General features: G+C 61.6%; 11 protein-coding genes. 4 read left to right on the plus strand and 7 right to left on the minus strand.

Annotated features, from left to right (window positions below; translation table 11 throughout):
* Positions 1 to 1,542, plus strand: a complete 1,542-nt coding sequence (locus JFT44_RS01200) for an alkaline phosphatase (protein WP_057958414.1) — start codon at positions 1 to 3, stop codon at positions 1,540 to 1,542.
* Between the two features lie 206 nt (positions 1,543 to 1,748).
* Here the strand turns inward: JFT44_RS01200 and JFT44_RS01205 are convergent, their stop codons facing one another.
* Positions 1,749 to 4,271: a sulfite reductase flavoprotein subunit alpha gene (locus tag JFT44_RS01205; RefSeq protein ID WP_198830292.1), complete on the minus strand. Its 2,523-nt coding sequence runs from the start codon at positions 4,269 to 4,271 to the stop codon at positions 1,749 to 1,751.
* A 136-nt stretch (positions 4,272 to 4,407) separates the two neighbouring features.
* Entirely contained in the window at positions 4,408 to 6,702 is a 2,295-nt protein-coding gene (locus JFT44_RS01210; RefSeq protein WP_198830293.1) for a TonB-dependent siderophore receptor, read from the minus strand.
* A gap of 216 nt (positions 6,703 to 6,918) precedes the next feature.
* Between JFT44_RS01210 and JFT44_RS01215 the strand changes: the two genes are divergently transcribed.
* Both JFT44_RS01215 and JFT44_RS01220 read left to right on the plus strand, forming a co-directional pair.
* Complete coding sequence (locus JFT44_RS01215) at positions 6,919 to 7,599, plus strand: Fe2+-dependent dioxygenase (RefSeq protein ID WP_057441033.1); 681 nt, start codon at positions 6,919 to 6,921, stop codon at positions 7,597 to 7,599.
* Between the two features lie 2 nt (positions 7,600 to 7,601).
* A complete protein-coding gene (locus JFT44_RS01220) occupies positions 7,602 to 8,384 on the plus strand; it encodes a tetratricopeptide repeat protein (protein ID WP_057441031.1) in 783 nt (260 codons plus the stop codon).
* Here the strand turns inward: JFT44_RS01220 and JFT44_RS01225 are convergent.
* The 5 genes from JFT44_RS01225 to JFT44_RS01245 all read right to left on the minus strand — a co-directional run bounded on the left by JFT44_RS01225 (position 8,375) and on the right by JFT44_RS01245 (position 13,457).
* Positions 8,375 to 9,538, minus strand: a complete 1,164-nt coding sequence (locus JFT44_RS01225; protein WP_032861941.1) for a type III PLP-dependent enzyme — start codon at positions 9,536 to 9,538, stop codon at positions 8,375 to 8,377. The genes JFT44_RS01220 and JFT44_RS01225 overlap by 10 nt on opposite strands.
* Before the next feature lie 467 nt (positions 9,539 to 10,005).
* Positions 10,006 to 11,163, minus strand: a complete 1,158-nt coding sequence (locus JFT44_RS01230; RefSeq protein ID WP_057958418.1) for a betaine/proline/choline family ABC transporter ATP-binding protein — start codon at positions 11,161 to 11,163, stop codon at positions 10,006 to 10,008.
* Entirely contained in the window at positions 11,160 to 11,813 is a 654-nt protein-coding gene (locus JFT44_RS01235; RefSeq protein ID WP_027604864.1) for an ABC transporter permease, read from the minus strand. The genes JFT44_RS01230 and JFT44_RS01235 overlap by 4 nt, the downstream gene beginning before the upstream one ends.
* 13 nt (positions 11,814 to 11,826) lie before the next feature.
* On the minus strand, positions 11,827 to 12,720 hold the full coding sequence (locus JFT44_RS01240; RefSeq protein WP_057958419.1) for a glycine betaine ABC transporter substrate-binding protein: 894 nt from the start codon (positions 12,718 to 12,720) through the stop codon (positions 11,827 to 11,829).
* A gap of 20 nt (positions 12,721 to 12,740) precedes the next feature.
* Positions 12,741 to 13,457, minus strand: coding sequence for an ABC transporter permease (locus JFT44_RS01245; protein WP_057958420.1), 717 nt, complete (start codon positions 13,455 to 13,457; stop codon positions 12,741 to 12,743).
* Positions 13,458 to 13,789: 332 nt separating this feature from the next.
* On the opposite strand from JFT44_RS01245, the gene JFT44_RS01250 reads away from it, so the two are divergent.
* The gene (locus tag JFT44_RS01250) at positions 13,790 to 15,373 is read left to right on the plus strand and encodes a peptide chain release factor 3 (RefSeq protein ID WP_120734153.1); all 1,584 of its coding nucleotides are present in this window, start codon (positions 13,790 to 13,792) and stop codon (positions 15,371 to 15,373) included.
* The last annotated feature ends 21 nt before the right edge of the window (positions 15,374 to 15,394 follow it).

Raw genomic sequence — 15,394 nt, forward strand, 5'->3', positions numbered from 1 at the left:
ATGAGCCACTTCAACCCCGGCCGTCGCCGGGTGATTCAGGGTGTCGGCGCCGGCCTGCTGTTGCCGGGGCTGGCACCGGCGGTGATCGCGTCGGTCAAGGACCGGCCGCAGTTGACCGATGGCGTGCAGTCCGGCGACTTGCTGGGCGACCGCGCCATGATCTGGAGCCGCTGCGACCGCCCTGCACGGATGGTGGTCGAGTGGGATACCCGCAGCCTGTTCAGCAACCCGCGCCGATTCATCTCGCCTTTGGCCGACAGCCGCAGCGACTTCACCGCCCGCGTCGAGTTGACCGGGCTGCCCGCCGACCAGGCGATTTTCTACCGTGTGCAATTTGAGGACGCGCAGACCGGCGTGGCCAGCGAGCCCTGGTTCGGCCACTTGCGCAGCGTGCCGCAACAGCGCCGCGATATCCGCTTTGTGTGGAGCGGCGACACCGTCGGCCAGGGCTTCGGCATCAACCCGGACATCGGCGGCATGCGCATCTACGAAGCCATGCGTCTGCGCCTGCCGGATTTTTTTATCCACAGCGGCGACACCATCTACGCCGACGGCCCGGTGCCGGCGCAACTGACCACCGAAAGCGGGCGTATCTGGCGCAACCTCACCACCGAGGCCAAGAGCAAAGTCGCCGAAACCCTGGATGAATACCGTGGTAACTATCGCTACAACCTGATGGACGAAAACGTGCGCCGCTTCAATGCCCAGGTGCCGCAGATCTGGCAATGGGACGATCACGAAGTGGTCAACAACTGGTCGCCTGGCAAGCAACTGGACGAGCGTTACCAGACCAAGGACATCACCACCCTGGTGGGCCGCGCACGCCAGGCCTGGCTGGAATACGCGCCGATGCGCTTGCAGGGCGCCGACCAGGGCGGGCGCATCTACCGCAAGCTCAGCTACGGGCCGTTGCTCGATGTGTTTGTACTCGACATGCGCAGCTATCGTGAGGCCAACGATGACAACCTGGGCGCTGCCAAGCCGTTTCTGGGGCGGGCGCAATTGGACTGGCTCAAGGGCGGACTCAAGGCATCGAAGGCGCAGTGGAAGGTGATTGCCGCCGACATGCCTATCGGCCTCGGCGTGCCCGACGGCGAAGTCAGCCCCGGTGTGCCGCGCTGGGAAGCGGTGGCCAACGGCGACCCTGGCGCGGCCCAGGGCCGTGAGCTGGAAATTGCCGAGTTACTCGGTTTTCTGCGCGCGCAACAGGTGCGCAACCATGTGTGGCTGACCGCCGATGTGCACTACTGCGCGGCGCACCACTACCACCCGGACCGGGCGGCGTTCCAGGATTTCGAGCCGTTCTGGGAGTTTGTCGCGGGGCCCTTGAATGCAGGGAGCTTCGGGCCCAATCCGCTGGATAAAACCTTTGGCCCGCAGGTGGTGTTTGAAAAAGCCCCACCGGCGCAAAACACGTCGCCGTTTGCCGGGTTCCAGTTTTTTGGCGAGGTGCAGATTGATGGGCAAACGGCGGAGCTGACGGTCACGTTGCGCGACCTGGATGGCGTGTCGGTATTCGAACAAAAACTCCAACCCACCTGACCTGAAATGCGCCCAAACCTGTGGGAGCGGGCTTGCCCGCGATTGCGATAGATCAGCCAGCCAATCGGTTACTGACAGACCGCCATCGCGGGCAAGCCCGCTCCCACATTTGGATGTGTGCATGTCCAGAGATCGTAGACATCCCGCCGTTTGTGGGCTCCCAGTCTTCTTGATTTGGAGTGCTCCCACATTTTGATGGCTGTAGGTCAGTAGACATCCCGGCGGTAGCGGCCCTGTTCGATAAGGCGTTGCACCGCCTCGCTTCCCAGAACATCCACCAACACCTGATCCACCCCGGCCGCCATGCCCTGCAAACTCCCGCAGACATAAATCGCTGCGCCCTCGGCCAGCCATTTACGCAGTACATCGGCGGATTCGCGCAGGCGGTCCTGGACGTAGATTTTCTCGTCTTGATCCCGCGAAAACGCCAGGTCCAGCAACGCCAGGTCGCCACTGGCCAACCAGCCTTGCAGCTCGTTCTGGCAGTGGTAGTCATGGGCGATGTTGCGTTCGCCGAACAGCAACCAGTTGCGCTGCTGGCCATCGGCGATGCGCGCCTTGAGCAGGCTGCGCAAGCCGGCCAGGCCAGTGCCGTTGCCCAGCAGAATCATTGGCACAGGCTCCGTTGGCAGATGGAAGCCGCTGTTGCGCCGCAACCGCAGGCTGATCGCGGCACCCAGCGGCGCGTGCTCGGTCAGCCAGCCCGACCCCAGGCCCAGGCTGCCGTCAGGGTGGCGTTCCTGGCGCACGATCAGCTCCAGCACGCCGTCGCTGGCAATCGAGGCGATGGAGTATTCGCGCATGCCCACTGGCACCAGTGCCTCCACCAGCGCCTGGGCGTGCAGGCCGACCAGATGGGAGCGGTTGTCCGGCAATTGGCGGCTGGCCAGCACCTGTTCCAGGGGCCGCGCCAGGCCATCGACAAGCACTTCGTCCGTGCCGGCGATGCCCAGGCCATCGAGGAAATGCTCGACGGCCCACGGGCAATGGCGTGGCAGGATTTCCACCAGGTCGCCGGCCAGCCAGTCGCGCGGGGCGGGCGGGTTGAGGCCCAACAGGTAGACACCCGTGCCGCTGCTGTCTGGGTTGAGCAGGGTACGCCGGCTCAGGGTCCAGCTTTCATAGTGGGCGCTGGCCCAGGCGGCCGGTGCATGGCCGGTGATCTGCCCCAGTTGGTGTTGCCAGTGCAGCAGGGCCTCCTGGTCGCCGCTGTCGACTTCGACCGGGTCGAACAACGCGTTGCCGCCCTGGTGGGTCAGCCAGAAGTGCAGGCGCCGGGCAAAGCCGCAGAAGTGCTGGTATTGGCGATCGCCCAGGGCCAGCACCGAGTAGTTCAGGCCCTGGAGGGAAAGGTCGCGCCCCAGCACGCTGCGTTCGAAGCCGCGCGCGCTGTCCGGTGCTTCGCCATCGCCGAAGGTACTGACCACAAACAGTGCGTGTTCCGACTGGCGCAAGTCCTCTTCGCTGACGCTGCCCAAGGGCTGGACCTTCACCGGCAACCCGGCGGCCTGCAACTGGCCGGCGGTCTGCCAGGCCAGTTGCTCGGCAAACCCGCTCTGGCTGGCGAAACCGATCAGCCAGGCCGGTGCATCGCTGTGGTTCTCGCCCAGGCCTTTACGGGCATCGCGCACCTGGCGCTTTTTGCGGCGGCGGTCCAGGTACAGCAACCAGCCGGTAATAAAGAACAGCGGCATGCACAGCGCAGTGACGGTAAGAATGATCCGCCCCACCAGGCCGAAATAGCTGCCCACATGCAGGGCATAGATGCTGGTCAGCAGCTGCGCCTTGAGGCTTTTGTCGCCATAGCGCTCGACGCTTTTGACGACGCCTGTGGCCGGGTCGAGGTTGATCTGGTTCAGCGCGCGGTCATGGGGCGAGCTCTGCAACAGGTAGTAGACCGTGGCCGGCTGCCCGGCGACAGGTGGCATACGGATGTTGTAGGTGCTCAAGCCCGGGCCGGCAGTGCTGTAGATGCTGCTCCAGATCGCCTCGTAATTGGCGATGGGCGCCGGGCCCGCAGGCGCCGGGCCGCGATTGCGCACCCGCTCGTTCTGCGGTGCATCGGACAGCAGCCGGGTCAGGCCTTTGTTGTACCACTCGTAGGACCAGGACAGCCCGGTAAGCGCGGCCAACAGATAGAACAGCAGGCACCAGGTGCCGAACACCGAGTGCAGGTCCCAGTTGAAGCTGCGGCCTTTCTTGCGCCAGTCCAGGGTCAGCCAGGCACGCCAGCTCGCCACCTGGCGCGGCCAGCGCAGGTACAGGCCGGAAAGGCAGAAGAAAATCAGAATCAGCGTACAGGCGCCGGTGATTTGCCGGCCGGTGTCACCCATGGCGAGGAAGCGGTGCAGTTGCAGCATCAGGGCGAAAAAGTCCTGGCCGACGGCGTCGCCCAGGTAGTCGCCGGTGTACGGGTCGAAGTAGCGCATCTGCCCCCGGCGCTCGCCCGGTGGCGGGGTGAAGAACACGCGGGCAGCGTTGCCGCTTTCGCTTTCTACCCACAGCATGGACACGGCCTTGCCTTCGGTGGCTTCGAGTTTGCGTACCAGTTCAGCGGGCGGCAGCACCCCGGCGGGTTGTTTTTGCACGGTCAGTACCGTGGGGTTGAGCGCCCGCAGGATTTCATCCTGGAACGAGTACGCGGCCCCGGTAATCCCCATCAATGCCAACACCAGCCCGGCGGTAATGCCGAAAAACCAGTGCAACTGGAACAGGGTTTTCTTCAACACGTCGGACGGCCTCGCTGAGCTGGATATGATTTTTACGGCGCGCATTATGCCGTGGGTGGTCGAGAAACTTTCTTTTTTACAGACGAAAGCCCCGGGCAGCCAATGCGCGGGGCTTTTGCATGAAACGTCTAGCGCCTTAGAAGTGGAAGCTGGTGGTCAACAGCGCGGTACGACCGGCTGCCTGGTTGGCGAAGTGCGCGCCATAGGCCTTGTCGTAGTAGGTCTTGTCGGTCAGGTTTTGCACGTTCAATTGCAGGTCGACGTTTTTGGTCAGCTTGTAACTGGCCATGGCGTCGTAGCGGGTGTAGGACGGCACGTAGACGGTGTTGGCCGGGTCGCCGTAGACGTCGTCCACATAGAACGCGCCGCCACCGACGGTCAGTTTCGAGGTGATGTCATAGGTGGTCCACAGGCTGAAGGAGTGCTTCGGCGTGTTGGGCATTTCGTTGCCTTTGTTGGAGCCCGCAGTCACCACGCCTTGGCGGTTGCCGTTTTTGCCTGGGTCCACCAGCTCGCTTTTCAGGTAGCTGTAGCCGGCGAATACCTGCCACTGCTCGGTGAGCTTGCCGCTGGCGGAAAGCTCCAGGCCATCGACCCGGGATTCGCCGGCATTTTCATAGGTGTTGGAGTTCACCAGGATGCGCGCGTTTTTCTTCTCGGTGCGGAACAGGGCAGCGGTCAGGGACAGGCGGTCGTGGAACAGATCCCACTTGGTGCCCAGCTCGTAGTTGACGGTTTCTTCCGGCTTCATGTCGCTGGTGTTGATGCCGGTTGGGATGGCGTTGGAGTCGACACCTTCACCCACCAGGCCGCCAGCGGGCGAGGCCGAAGTGGCATAGGAGGTGTAGATGCTGCCGTTTTCCATCGGCTTCCAGACCAGGCCGGCCTGCCAGTTGAAGAACTGGCTGTCGTCTTTGAGCTTGGTACGGCCGGTGGCTGCGTTGGTGTTGGCGACGGTGTCGAAGGTGTCATAACGCAGGCCAACGTTCAGCAGCCACTGTGGATCGAGCTCGATGGTGTCGAACACGTACGCGGCGCGGCTGGTGGCCTTGGTGTTGGTGCCCATGTAGTTGCGGGCGACGCTGCCGGTCCAGGCATCGTTTGGGTTCGGGTTGCCCAGCGAGGTGCATTGGCCGCCGCTGTTGCCGACCTTGCCAGGTGTGCAGCCGCCGGTAGGGTTGCCGTTAGGGCTGACGGTGTAACCGCTGACACGGGTTTCTTCCCCGGTAAATTCCAGGCCGGTAGAGTAGCTGTGCTTGAAGCCCAGGGCCTGGAAGCTGCCAAACAGATCGGTCTGGTTGGTGGTGGTCGTGGTGGTCGACACACGGCTATTGGCCCGGCGCCAGACGGTGCCGAACTGGTTGACGTTGAGTTTGCTGTCGTCCGGCTGAGTGAGGACGTAATCCTGACCCGTACTGCCATGACGCAGGGTGTTCTTGATCGTCATGTTGTCGTTCAGGTCGTGCTCGATGGAGAACGTACTGATATCGGCGCGGGTCTTGCGGAAGTCGCGATCCTTGAGGCCGTAGAAGTTGCTGCTGTCGCCGCCGTCGGTAGGCTTGTCGTGACCATGGGCGGTGGCTGCGGCGGAGCTATAGCCATAAGGAATGCCCGAATCCGGCAGGTCGTTGCTTTCCATATGGTAGTAGCTGAAGTTGACGCGGGTCGGGGTGCCCAGGCCAAAGGTCAGCGACGGTGCCACGCCCCAACGGTCGTAGTTGACTGCGTCGCGGCCGGCCACGTTCTGTTCGTGGCTCATCAGGTTCAGGCGAAACGCGGCACTGTCGAGGAACTGGCGGTTGACGTCGAGGGCATAGCGACGGGTCTGGTCGGAGCCGTAGGTAAAACCGCCGTTGAGGAAGTCCCGTGCTTGTGGGGTTTTGCTCACCAGGTTGAGGCTGCCACCGGCCGAGCCACGGCCACCAAACGAGGAGTTGGGGCCCTTGCTGACTTCGATGGACTCGATATCGAAAATTTCCCGGCTCTGGCCGCCGGTGTCACGCACGCCGTCCAGGTAGGTGTCGCCCTGGGCATCGAAGCCGCGGATGAACGGGCGGTCGCCCTGGGGGTTGCCGCCTTCGCCAGCACCAAAGGTAATGCCCGGCACGGTGCGTAGAGCGTCCTGCAGCGAGGTGGCGGCAGTGTCCTTGAGTACCTGCGCCGGTACCACGGTGACGGAGCGCGGGGTGTCGACCAGCGGCGCGGTATATTTCTGCGAAGAGGCGTTTTCGGTCTGGTAGGAGATCGCGTCCTGTTCCTGGCCGGTGATGCTGGTGGCTCCCAGGGAAATGCTGTTGCGCTCGCCTTTTTGTTCGGTCTCTTCGGCCGCTTGCGCCATGTGGGCCACGGAGCTGGCGCTGATGGCCACGCCAATGGCCGAGGCCAGCAAGCGCGGTGAACTGTTTGGTGTTTTTGTAATGTGGCGCGACATGAAATTCCCTACCCCAAGGATGTTAGGGCGCGAAATATATTGTAAACAATTATGCATAGCAATTGAGAGGCATTGCTATTTGCATCCTATTTACAAAATTTACACTTCGGGAGTTACGGTTTTTGCGGGCTCATACGTCTGCCCGTCGGATCAGGGTTTTACAGCGCCAATAGTAATCAATACCATTGGCGCCCTTCTGCTCTCAGGTAACGCCTCATGCTGCTGCATATTCCCGGCCTGTTCTCCCGCGACGAGGTATTGCGCATCCGCGAAGCCCTGGAGCAGGCGGACTGGGCTGACGGCAAGATCACCGCCGGTCATCAGTCGGCCAAGGCCAAGCACAATCTGCAATTGCCGGAGGGCCATCCACTGGCCAAGGAAATCGGCGCGGCCATGCTCGAGCGCCTGTGGCAAAACCCGCAGTTCATGTCGGCTGCGCTGCCGCATAAAGTCTTCCCGCCCCTGCTCAATTGCTACACCGCCGGCGGCAGCTTCGACTTCCATATTGATAACGCCGTACGCCAGCCCAAGGGCAGCCACGAGCGGGTACGCACTGACCTGTCCTCTACGCTGTTTTTCAGCGACCCGGATGAATACGACGGCGGCGAACTGGAGATCCAGGACACCTTCGGCCTGCAGCGGGTCAAGTTGCCGGCCGGTGACATGGTGTTGTACCCAGGCTCCAGCCTGCACAAGGTCAATGCCGTGACCCGGGGTGCGCGCTATGCCGCGTTTTTCTGGACCCAAAGCCTGGTGCGCGAAGACAGCCAGCGTACGTTGCTGTTCGAAATGGACGGTGCGATCCAGCAACTGAGCCGTGACGTACCGGACCACCCGGCGCTGATCCAGCTCACCGGCACCTATCACAACCTGTTGCGTCGCTGGGTCGAGGTCTGAGCATGGCTTTTCACTTGCGCCGCGAAGAACGCCTCGACGGCGAACAACTGCGGGCCATGCTCGACGAATCACCGGCCCGCGCGGCCCAGGCGATCCTGATGGCGGCGAAGGAGGGCGTGCTCGATGCCCAGGCGCTACTGGGGCAAATCCTCCTGGAAGGGCGCGGGATCGAGCGCGATGAAGCACTGGCCCTGCGCTGGTTCCGGATTGCCGCCCAGGGCGGCCACTTGATGGCCCGCAATATGGTGGGGCGCTGCCTGGAGCATGGTTGGGGTTGCGCCGCCAATGAGCGGGCGGCTGCCGGGGAGTACCGCCAGGCGGCAGAAGCCGGGTTGGATTGGGGGCTGTACAACTACGCCAACCTGCTGGCCACCGGGCGCGGGGTGACGCAAGACCAGCAGCAGGCACTGGCCTGCTATCGCCAGGCTGCCGAACGGGGGCATGCCAAGTCGATGAACCTGTTGGGGCGTTACCTGGAAGAAGGGCAGTTCTGTGCGCAAGACGTGCCCGCAGCGCTTGAGTGGTATCGCCGCTCGGCGCAAGGTGGGGATTTTCGCGGGCAGTTCAGTTATGCGGCCATGCTGGCTGAGCATGGGCAGATCGAAGCGGCGCTGGAGTGGTTGCACAAGGCACTGGAGGGCGGGAATCTGAAGTTCTTGCGGGTGGCCCATAAAGCGCTGGCAGCGGCCAATGATCCGCAGATTCGCGCCATGGCCGATGCCTACCAACAACGCGCAGAGGAATTGCAGGAGCCGGCAAGCCGGCTCCTAAGGGATCAGACGTAGAAGGATTTCAGCGGCGGGAAACCGTTGAATTCAACTGCGCTATAGCTGGTGGTGTACGCACCCGTCGACAGCCAGTACAGGCGGTCACCAATGGCCAGGTTCAGCGGCAGGCCGTACTTGTAGTTTTCGTACATGATATCGGCGCTGTCGCAGGTAGGGCCGGCGATCACCACTTCTTCCATCTCGCCCTTTTTCTCGGTCCAGATCGGGAACTTGATGGCTTCGTCCATGGTTTCGATCAGGCCGGAGAACTTGCCCACATCCGTGTACACCCAACGCTCGACGGCGGTGCGGGATTTGCGGGCGACCAACACCACTTCACTGACCAGGATCCCGGCGTTGGCGATCAACGAACGGCCTGGTTCCAGGATGATTTCCGGCAGCTCGTCACCGAAGTCTTCCTTGAGGAAGCGGATGATTTCCTCGGCGTAGGTTTCCAGGCTGTTGGTGCGGGTGATGTAGTTGGCCGGGAAGCCACCGCCCATGTTGATCAGCTTGAGGTGGATGCCGTCTTCTTCTTTCAAACGCTCGAAGATCACCTTGACCTTGGCAATGGCGGCGTCCCACACGCTGATATCACGCTGTTGCGAACCCACGTGGAACGAGATGCCGTAAGGCACCAGGCCCAAATCGCGGGCGAGGATCAGCAGGTCCATGGCCATGTCGGTCTGGCAGCCGAATTTGCGCGACAAAGGCCAGTCAGCCGTGGTCGAGCCTTCGGTGAGGATGCGCACATAGACTTTCGAGCCCGGCGCGGCCTTGGCGATGTTGCGCAGGTCGGCTTCGGAGTCGGTGGAGAACAGGCGCACGCCCTTCTCGTAGAAGTAGCGGATGTCCTTGGATTTCTTGATGGTGTTGCCGTAGCTGATACGGTCGGCGCTGACGCCGCGGTCCATGACCTTGTCCAACTCGTAGATCGAGGCGATGTCGAAGCTCGAACCCTTGTCTTTCAACAGGTCGATGATCTCGACAGCCGGGTTGGCCTTGACGGCGTAGTACACCTTGGCGAATTCGAAACCGGCGCGCAGGTCATCGTAGGCCTGGCTGATCATCGCGGTGTCGATCACCACGAACGGGGTTTCTTGCTTGTCGGCGAACGCCTTCATTTTGTCAAAAGTGGCGCGCGCGAAATAATCTTCGACGTTGATCGACATGCTGGGAACTCCTAAGGGCAAACTGAAATTAACAATGGGTGCAAATGAACGTCCTCCGTATCCCCACTTTGGTTCGCCTACTTCCCAAGGCATGTCGCCGAAAGCAAAAAGGCCACGGGATAAGCTTCCCTTGGCCTTGCTGTCTCGTCGTCAGTACTTGAGCCGGATGGATCGTTTCCAGCATGGACGTTCGGCGCGAACTTTAGGGCGTGAGGGGCTTGAGATCAACTAAAAATGTCGCGTTTTTGCACGCGTTCGTCGCGCGATGCCGTGCAGCTACTTATGTAACCGACCGGTGTGACGGATTGATGTTCCCCAAAGAGGAGGAATCAGGCTATTTCCTGACACCCAGCAGAACTAAATGCGGGAGCGGACTTGCTCGCGAAGGCGGTGGGTCAGCACCCATTCAGTGACTGACACACCGCTTTCGCGAGCAAGCCCGCTCCCACAATTTTGACCGAGTGGTGTCAGGCCAGTGCAGTCTCGGCAGGCGACACAATACTGGTCTTGCCCCCACGGGACTTACCAGAGCTCAGGTACTCGGCAATCGACTCCTGGGTCACCTCACCCAAAAACACCCGCTCGGCATCCATCACCGGCAGCCACGAGCGGTTGAACTCGTACATGCGCGACAACAGGATGCGCAAGTGCTCGTCAAACGCCGCCGTGGCGTTGAACTCGCGCAGGTATTGGGCGCAGGTACCCGTCTGACGATGCAGGTCGCGACGTCGTACATAACCCAGCGCCTTGTTCTCGGCGCAGGTGACCACCACATAGCGGCGGTCATGCTCGTCCATCAGCTCCAGGGCATCGGCCACCGGGGTTTGCGGGCTGACCGACGGGGCGTTGTCCGCCGCGTCTTCGGCCTTGACCAGCAGCAGGCGCTTGAGGGTGCTGTCCTGGCCGACAAAGTTGCTGACAAACTCGTCGGCAGGATGGGCCAGGAGAGTGTCCGGATGATCGATCTGCAACAGTTTGCCGGCGCGGAAGATGGCGATTTTGTCGCCCAGCTTGATCGCCTCGTCGATGTCATGGCTGACCATGATCACCGTCTTGTTCAGCGCGCGTTGCATCTCGAAGAACTCGTTCTGGATCATCTCGCGGTTGATCGGGTCGACCGCGCCGAACGGCTCATCCATCAGCAGCAACGGCGCGTCGGCCGCCAGGGCGCGGATCACGCCGATGCGCTGTTGCTGGCCACCGGACAGCTCGCGCGGGTAGCGGTGCAGATACTGCTTGGGTTCGAGCTTGATCATGCTCATCAACTCGCGGGCGCGGTCGTGGCATTTCTGCTTGTCCCAGCCCAGCAGCTTGGGCACGACCACGATGTTTTCCTCGATGGTCATGTTGGGAAACAGGCCGATCTGCTGGATCACGTAGCCGATATTGCGGCGCAGGGTCACTTCATCGAGGTCGGTGGTGTCTTCGCCGTTGATCAGGATCTTGCCCGAGGTGGGCTTGATCAGGCGGTTGATCATCTTCAGCGTGGTGCTCTTGCCGCAGCCCGAGGGACCGAGGAACACGCAAATCTCGCCTTCATTGACAGTCAGGCTCACGTCGTTAACGGCGGTGACAGTCTTGCCGTTGCTTTGGAAGGTCTTGGACAGGTTTTGAAGTTCGATCATTTGAGCAATCCTTTTGGAGTCAGCGAGCGTTGCAGCCATTGCAGAAGCAGGTCGGCGAAGATGGCCAGGAGACTGACCAGCACGGCGCCAACGATCAGCATCGACATGTCGCTGCGGCTGATGGAAGCCAGAATAAGTACACCCAGGCCACCGGCGCCGATGGTGGCGGCAATGGTCATTACACCGATGTTCATCACCACGGCGGTGCGCACCCCGGCGAGGATCACCGGCACGGCAATCGGCAGCTCGACCATGCGCAGGCGCTGGCCGAAGGTCATGCCGATGCCTTTGGCGGCTTCGCGGATGCCCGGCTCGACGCCGGTCAGGGCCAGGTAGGTGTTACGCATGATCGGCAGCAGGGAGTAGAGGAATACGGCGGTGATCGCCGGCATCGGCCCCAGGCCCTGGCCAAACTTGGAGTAGAACGGCAGCAGCAGGCCGAACAGGGCAATCGACGGCACCGTCAGCAGCACCGTGGCACTGGCTTGCAACGGGCCGGCCAGGGTCGGGAAGCGGGTCATCAGCACGCCCAGGGGCACGCCTACGACGATCGCGAGGATCACGGCGATCCCGACCAGGGTGATGTGCTGCCAGGTCAGGTGCAGGACTTGGGCCCAATCAAGATGGGAAAAGGCGTTCAGAAATTCCATGTCTTCTCCTCTTTTAGTTGAGTGGGTGCTGGCGCAGGAAATCAGCGGCTACAGCCGATGGGCTTTCATGGTCGACGTCGACCCGCGCGTTCAGCTGGCGCATGGTTTCATCGTCGAACAGCGCTGCCAGTGGCTTGAGGTCGGCGGCCAATTGCGGGTGGGCATCCAGATAAACCTGACGCACCACGGGGGCTGCGGTGTAGTCCGGGAAGTAGTGCAGGTCATCTTCCAGCAGCTTCAATTTGAAGGCATTGAGGCGACCGTCGGTGGTGTACACCAGGCCGGCAAACACCTGGCCATTGCGCAAGGCGGTGTAGACCAGGCCGGCGTCCATCTGCCGGGTGTTCTTGCGGGTGAGGTTCATGCCGTACAGCTTGACCATGCCGGCCATGCCGTCGGAACGGTTGGCGAACTCGGTGTCCAGGGCCACCAGGCGGTTTTCATGGGTCGGTTCGGCCAGCGCCTGGGCCAGGTCGCTGATGGTATTGATCTGCGGATACTCCTTGGCCACGTTTTCCGGCAGGGACAGGGCGTAGGTGTTGCTGAATTTCGACGGCGACAGCCAGACCAGGCCTTTTTTTGCGTCGAGTTCTTTAACCCGTGCGTAGGACTGTTCGCTGTCGAGCTTCTCGTCCACATGGTTGTAGGCCACCAGGGACACGCCGGTGTATTCCCAGATCAGGTCCAGTTGCCCGCTTTCCTGGGCGCTGCGTGCCAGGTTGCTGCCCAGGCCGCCGGTCACGCGGGTGTCGTACCCCTTGGTGCGCAGGTACTGGGAGGTGATTTCGGCGAGCAGGGTCTGTTCGGTGAAGACCCGGGCGCCGATACGGATCAGCGGTTTTTCAGCAGCTTGCGCAATGCCTGCAAACAGCAGGACGCAACTCAGTATCAAAGTCAGTTTTTTCATGTGAATTCCTTTGCCAAGCCTTAAGACGGACGCAACCCGCGTTCCAGCCAGAGGCGGCTGGCCATGGTCACCAGACCGTCAAGCAGCAATGCCAGCAGCGCGGTGCACGCGGCGCCGAGCAGCAATTGCGGCTGGTTGTTCAGGGCGATGCCGGGGAAGATCAGGCTGCCCAGGCTATTGGCGCCAATCAGGAACGCCAGCGGTGCGGTGCCGACGTTGATTGCCAGGGCCACACGTACGCCACCGACAATGATCGGCACGGCGTTGGGCAATTCGACGCGAAACAGCACCTGGCGTGGGGTCATGCCGATGCCGACGGCGGCTTCCTTCAAGGAACCCTGCACGTTTTTCAGGCCTTCGTAGGTATTGCGCACGATGGGCAGCAAGGAGGCGAGGAACAGGGCGAAGATGGCCGGGCCACTGCCGATGCCGAGGACGCCGAGGGCGATGGCCAGTACGGCCAGGGGAGGGACGGTGTTGCCGATGTTGAAGATCTGCATGAAGCGTTCTGCGCGCCCGACCATACTCGGTCGGCTGAGCAGGATACCGGCGGGGATCCCTACGATCAGGGCAGCCAGCATGGAGACAAGTACAAGAATCAGGTGAGCTTGCAGGTAAAACAACAAATCGTCGCGGTACATCTCGATCGTGTTGATGCCGATCCAGTGGACCAGCAGGGCCAGGAGAGCGACGACAACCGCTCCTCCTATCAGCCCTTTGCCATAGCGAATAGCCACAGGCGGACTCCTTTTTTCTTTTGTCGGCGAACACATTTCCGAGCGGCAATGCCATTCCTGGCTGTCGGCGAATATGTTCGCGAAAAGCAGCTCGCCGATACCGGCAACGCGGTATGCGACCAAGCCATGAGCGCAGCCTCGTCAGGCTAACTTGCTGATTTTTCAGCCCCTGTTCCGAGTGCGGTAGCAGGGGAGTGGACGTCTCTACCTTTTAAAAGGTTCCATACTTGGCAGCATTTAGCCACCCCCCAATCGGGTGAACGGTGGTCCGGCTCCCTGGGTTTGCGCTATACTCGCCGCCCTTTTTTGACTCACCTGCCAGGCGATTTCCCATGACCCACCAGGCCGCCGAAGTCGCGAAACGCCGCACTTTCGCCATTATTTCCCACCCCGATGCCGGTAAAACCACCATCACCGAAAAGCTCCTGCTGATGGGCAAGGCGATCGCAGTGGCCGGCACGGTGAAATCCCGCAAATCCGATCGCCATGCCACCTCTGACTGGATGGAGATGGAGAAACAACGGGGTATTTCCATTACCACGTCGGTCATGCAGTTCCCCTATCGCGACCACATGGTCAACCTGCTCGACACCCCGGGCCACGAAGACTTCTCCGAAGATACCTACCGCACCCTGACCGCGGTGGACTCGGCCTTGATGGTCCTCGACGGCGGTAAGGGCGTCGAGCCACGCACCATCGCGCTGATGGACGTGTGCCGCCTGCGCGATACGCCGATCGTCAGCTTTATCAACAAACTCGACCGTGACATCCGCGACCCGATCGAACTGCTGGATGAAATCGAAGCCGTCCTGAAGATCAAGGCCGCGCCGATCACCTGGCCGATTGGTTGCTACCGCGACTTCAAGGGCGTGTACCACCTGGCCGACGACTACATCATTGTTTACACCGCCGGCCACGGTCACGAACGCACCGATGTGAAGATCATCGAGAAACTCGACTCCGATGAGGCCCGCGCCCACCTGGGTGACGAGTACGAGCGCTTCGTCGACCAACTGGAACTGGTGCAGGGCGCCTGCCACGCGTTCAACCAGCAGGAATTCCTCGACGGGCAACTGACCCCGGTGTTCTTCGGTACCGCCCTGGGCAACTTCGGTGTCGATCATGTGCTCGACGCAGTGGTCAATTGGGCACCGAAACCACTGGCGCGGGTTGCCAACGAGCGTACCGTGGAGCCGGTTGAAGAGAAGTTCAGCGGTTTTGTGTTCAAGATCCAGGCGAACATGGACCCCAAGCACCGCGACCGTATCGCCTTTATGCGTATCTGCTCCGGCAAGTACGAAAAAGGCATGAAGATGCGCCACGTACGCACCGGCAAGGACGTACGCATCGGCGACGCCCTGACGTTCTTCTCCTCGGAGCGTGAGCAGCTGGAAGAAGCGTTTGCCGGCGACATCATCGGTTTGCACAACCACGGCACCATCCAGATCGGCGACACCTTCACCGAAGGCGAAGCCCTGAGCTTCACCGGTATCCCGCACTTCGCCCCGGAACTGTTCCGCCGCGTACGCCTGCGCGACCCGCTGAAATCCAAGCAACTGCGCCAAGGTCTGCAGCAATTGGCGGAAGAGGGCGCCACCCAGGTGTTCTTCCCCGAGCGCAGCAACGACATCATCCTCGGCGCCGTGGGTGTGCTGCAGTTCGATGTGGTGGCCAGCCGCTTGAAAGAGGAATACAAGGTCGAATGCTCCTACGAGCCGATCACGGTGTACTCGGCACGCTGGATTGATTGCAGTGACAAGAAGAAGTTGGAGGAATTCTCCAACAAGGCCGTGGAAAACCTCGCCATCGACGGCGGTGGCCACCTGACCTACCTGGCGCCTACCCGGGTGAACCTGGCGTTGATGGAAGAGCGCTGGCCGGATGTGAAATTCCGTGCGACCCGCGAACACCACTAAGGGTTAGCGGCATAAAAAAGG

The organism is Pseudomonas sp. MF5691 (genome assembly GCF_016405645.1).
GTDB classification, from domain to species: domain Bacteria; phylum Pseudomonadota; class Gammaproteobacteria; order Pseudomonadales; family Pseudomonadaceae; genus Aquipseudomonas; species Aquipseudomonas shahriarae.

Coding starts and splice junctions, on each gene's coding strand:
- JFT44_RS01240 (WP_057958419.1), bottom strand. CDS start 12,720: ATGAAAAAACTGACTTTGATACTGAGTTGCGTCCTGCTGTTTGCAGGC.
- JFT44_RS01215 (WP_057441033.1), top strand. CDS start 6,919: ATGCTGCTGCATATTCCCGGCCTGTTCTCCCGCGACGAGGTATTGCGC.
- JFT44_RS01220 (WP_057441031.1), top strand. CDS start 7,602: ATGGCTTTTCACTTGCGCCGCGAAGAACGCCTCGACGGCGAACAACTG.
- JFT44_RS01210 (WP_198830293.1), bottom strand. CDS start 6,702: ATGTCGCGCCACATTACAAAAACACCAAACAGTTCACCGCGCTTGCTG.
- JFT44_RS01225 (WP_032861941.1), bottom strand. CDS start 9,538: ATGTCGATCAACGTCGAAGATTATTTCGCGCGCGCCACTTTTGACAAA.
- JFT44_RS01235 (WP_027604864.1), bottom strand. CDS start 11,813: ATGGAATTTCTGAACGCCTTTTCCCATCTTGATTGGGCCCAAGTCCTG.
- JFT44_RS01250 (WP_120734153.1), top strand. CDS start 13,790: ATGACCCACCAGGCCGCCGAAGTCGCGAAACGCCGCACTTTCGCCATT.
- JFT44_RS01200 (WP_057958414.1), top strand. CDS start 1: ATGAGCCACTTCAACCCCGGCCGTCGCCGGGTGATTCAGGGTGTCGGC.
- JFT44_RS01230 (WP_057958418.1), bottom strand. CDS start 11,163: ATGATCGAACTTCAAAACCTGTCCAAGACCTTCCAAAGCAACGGCAAG.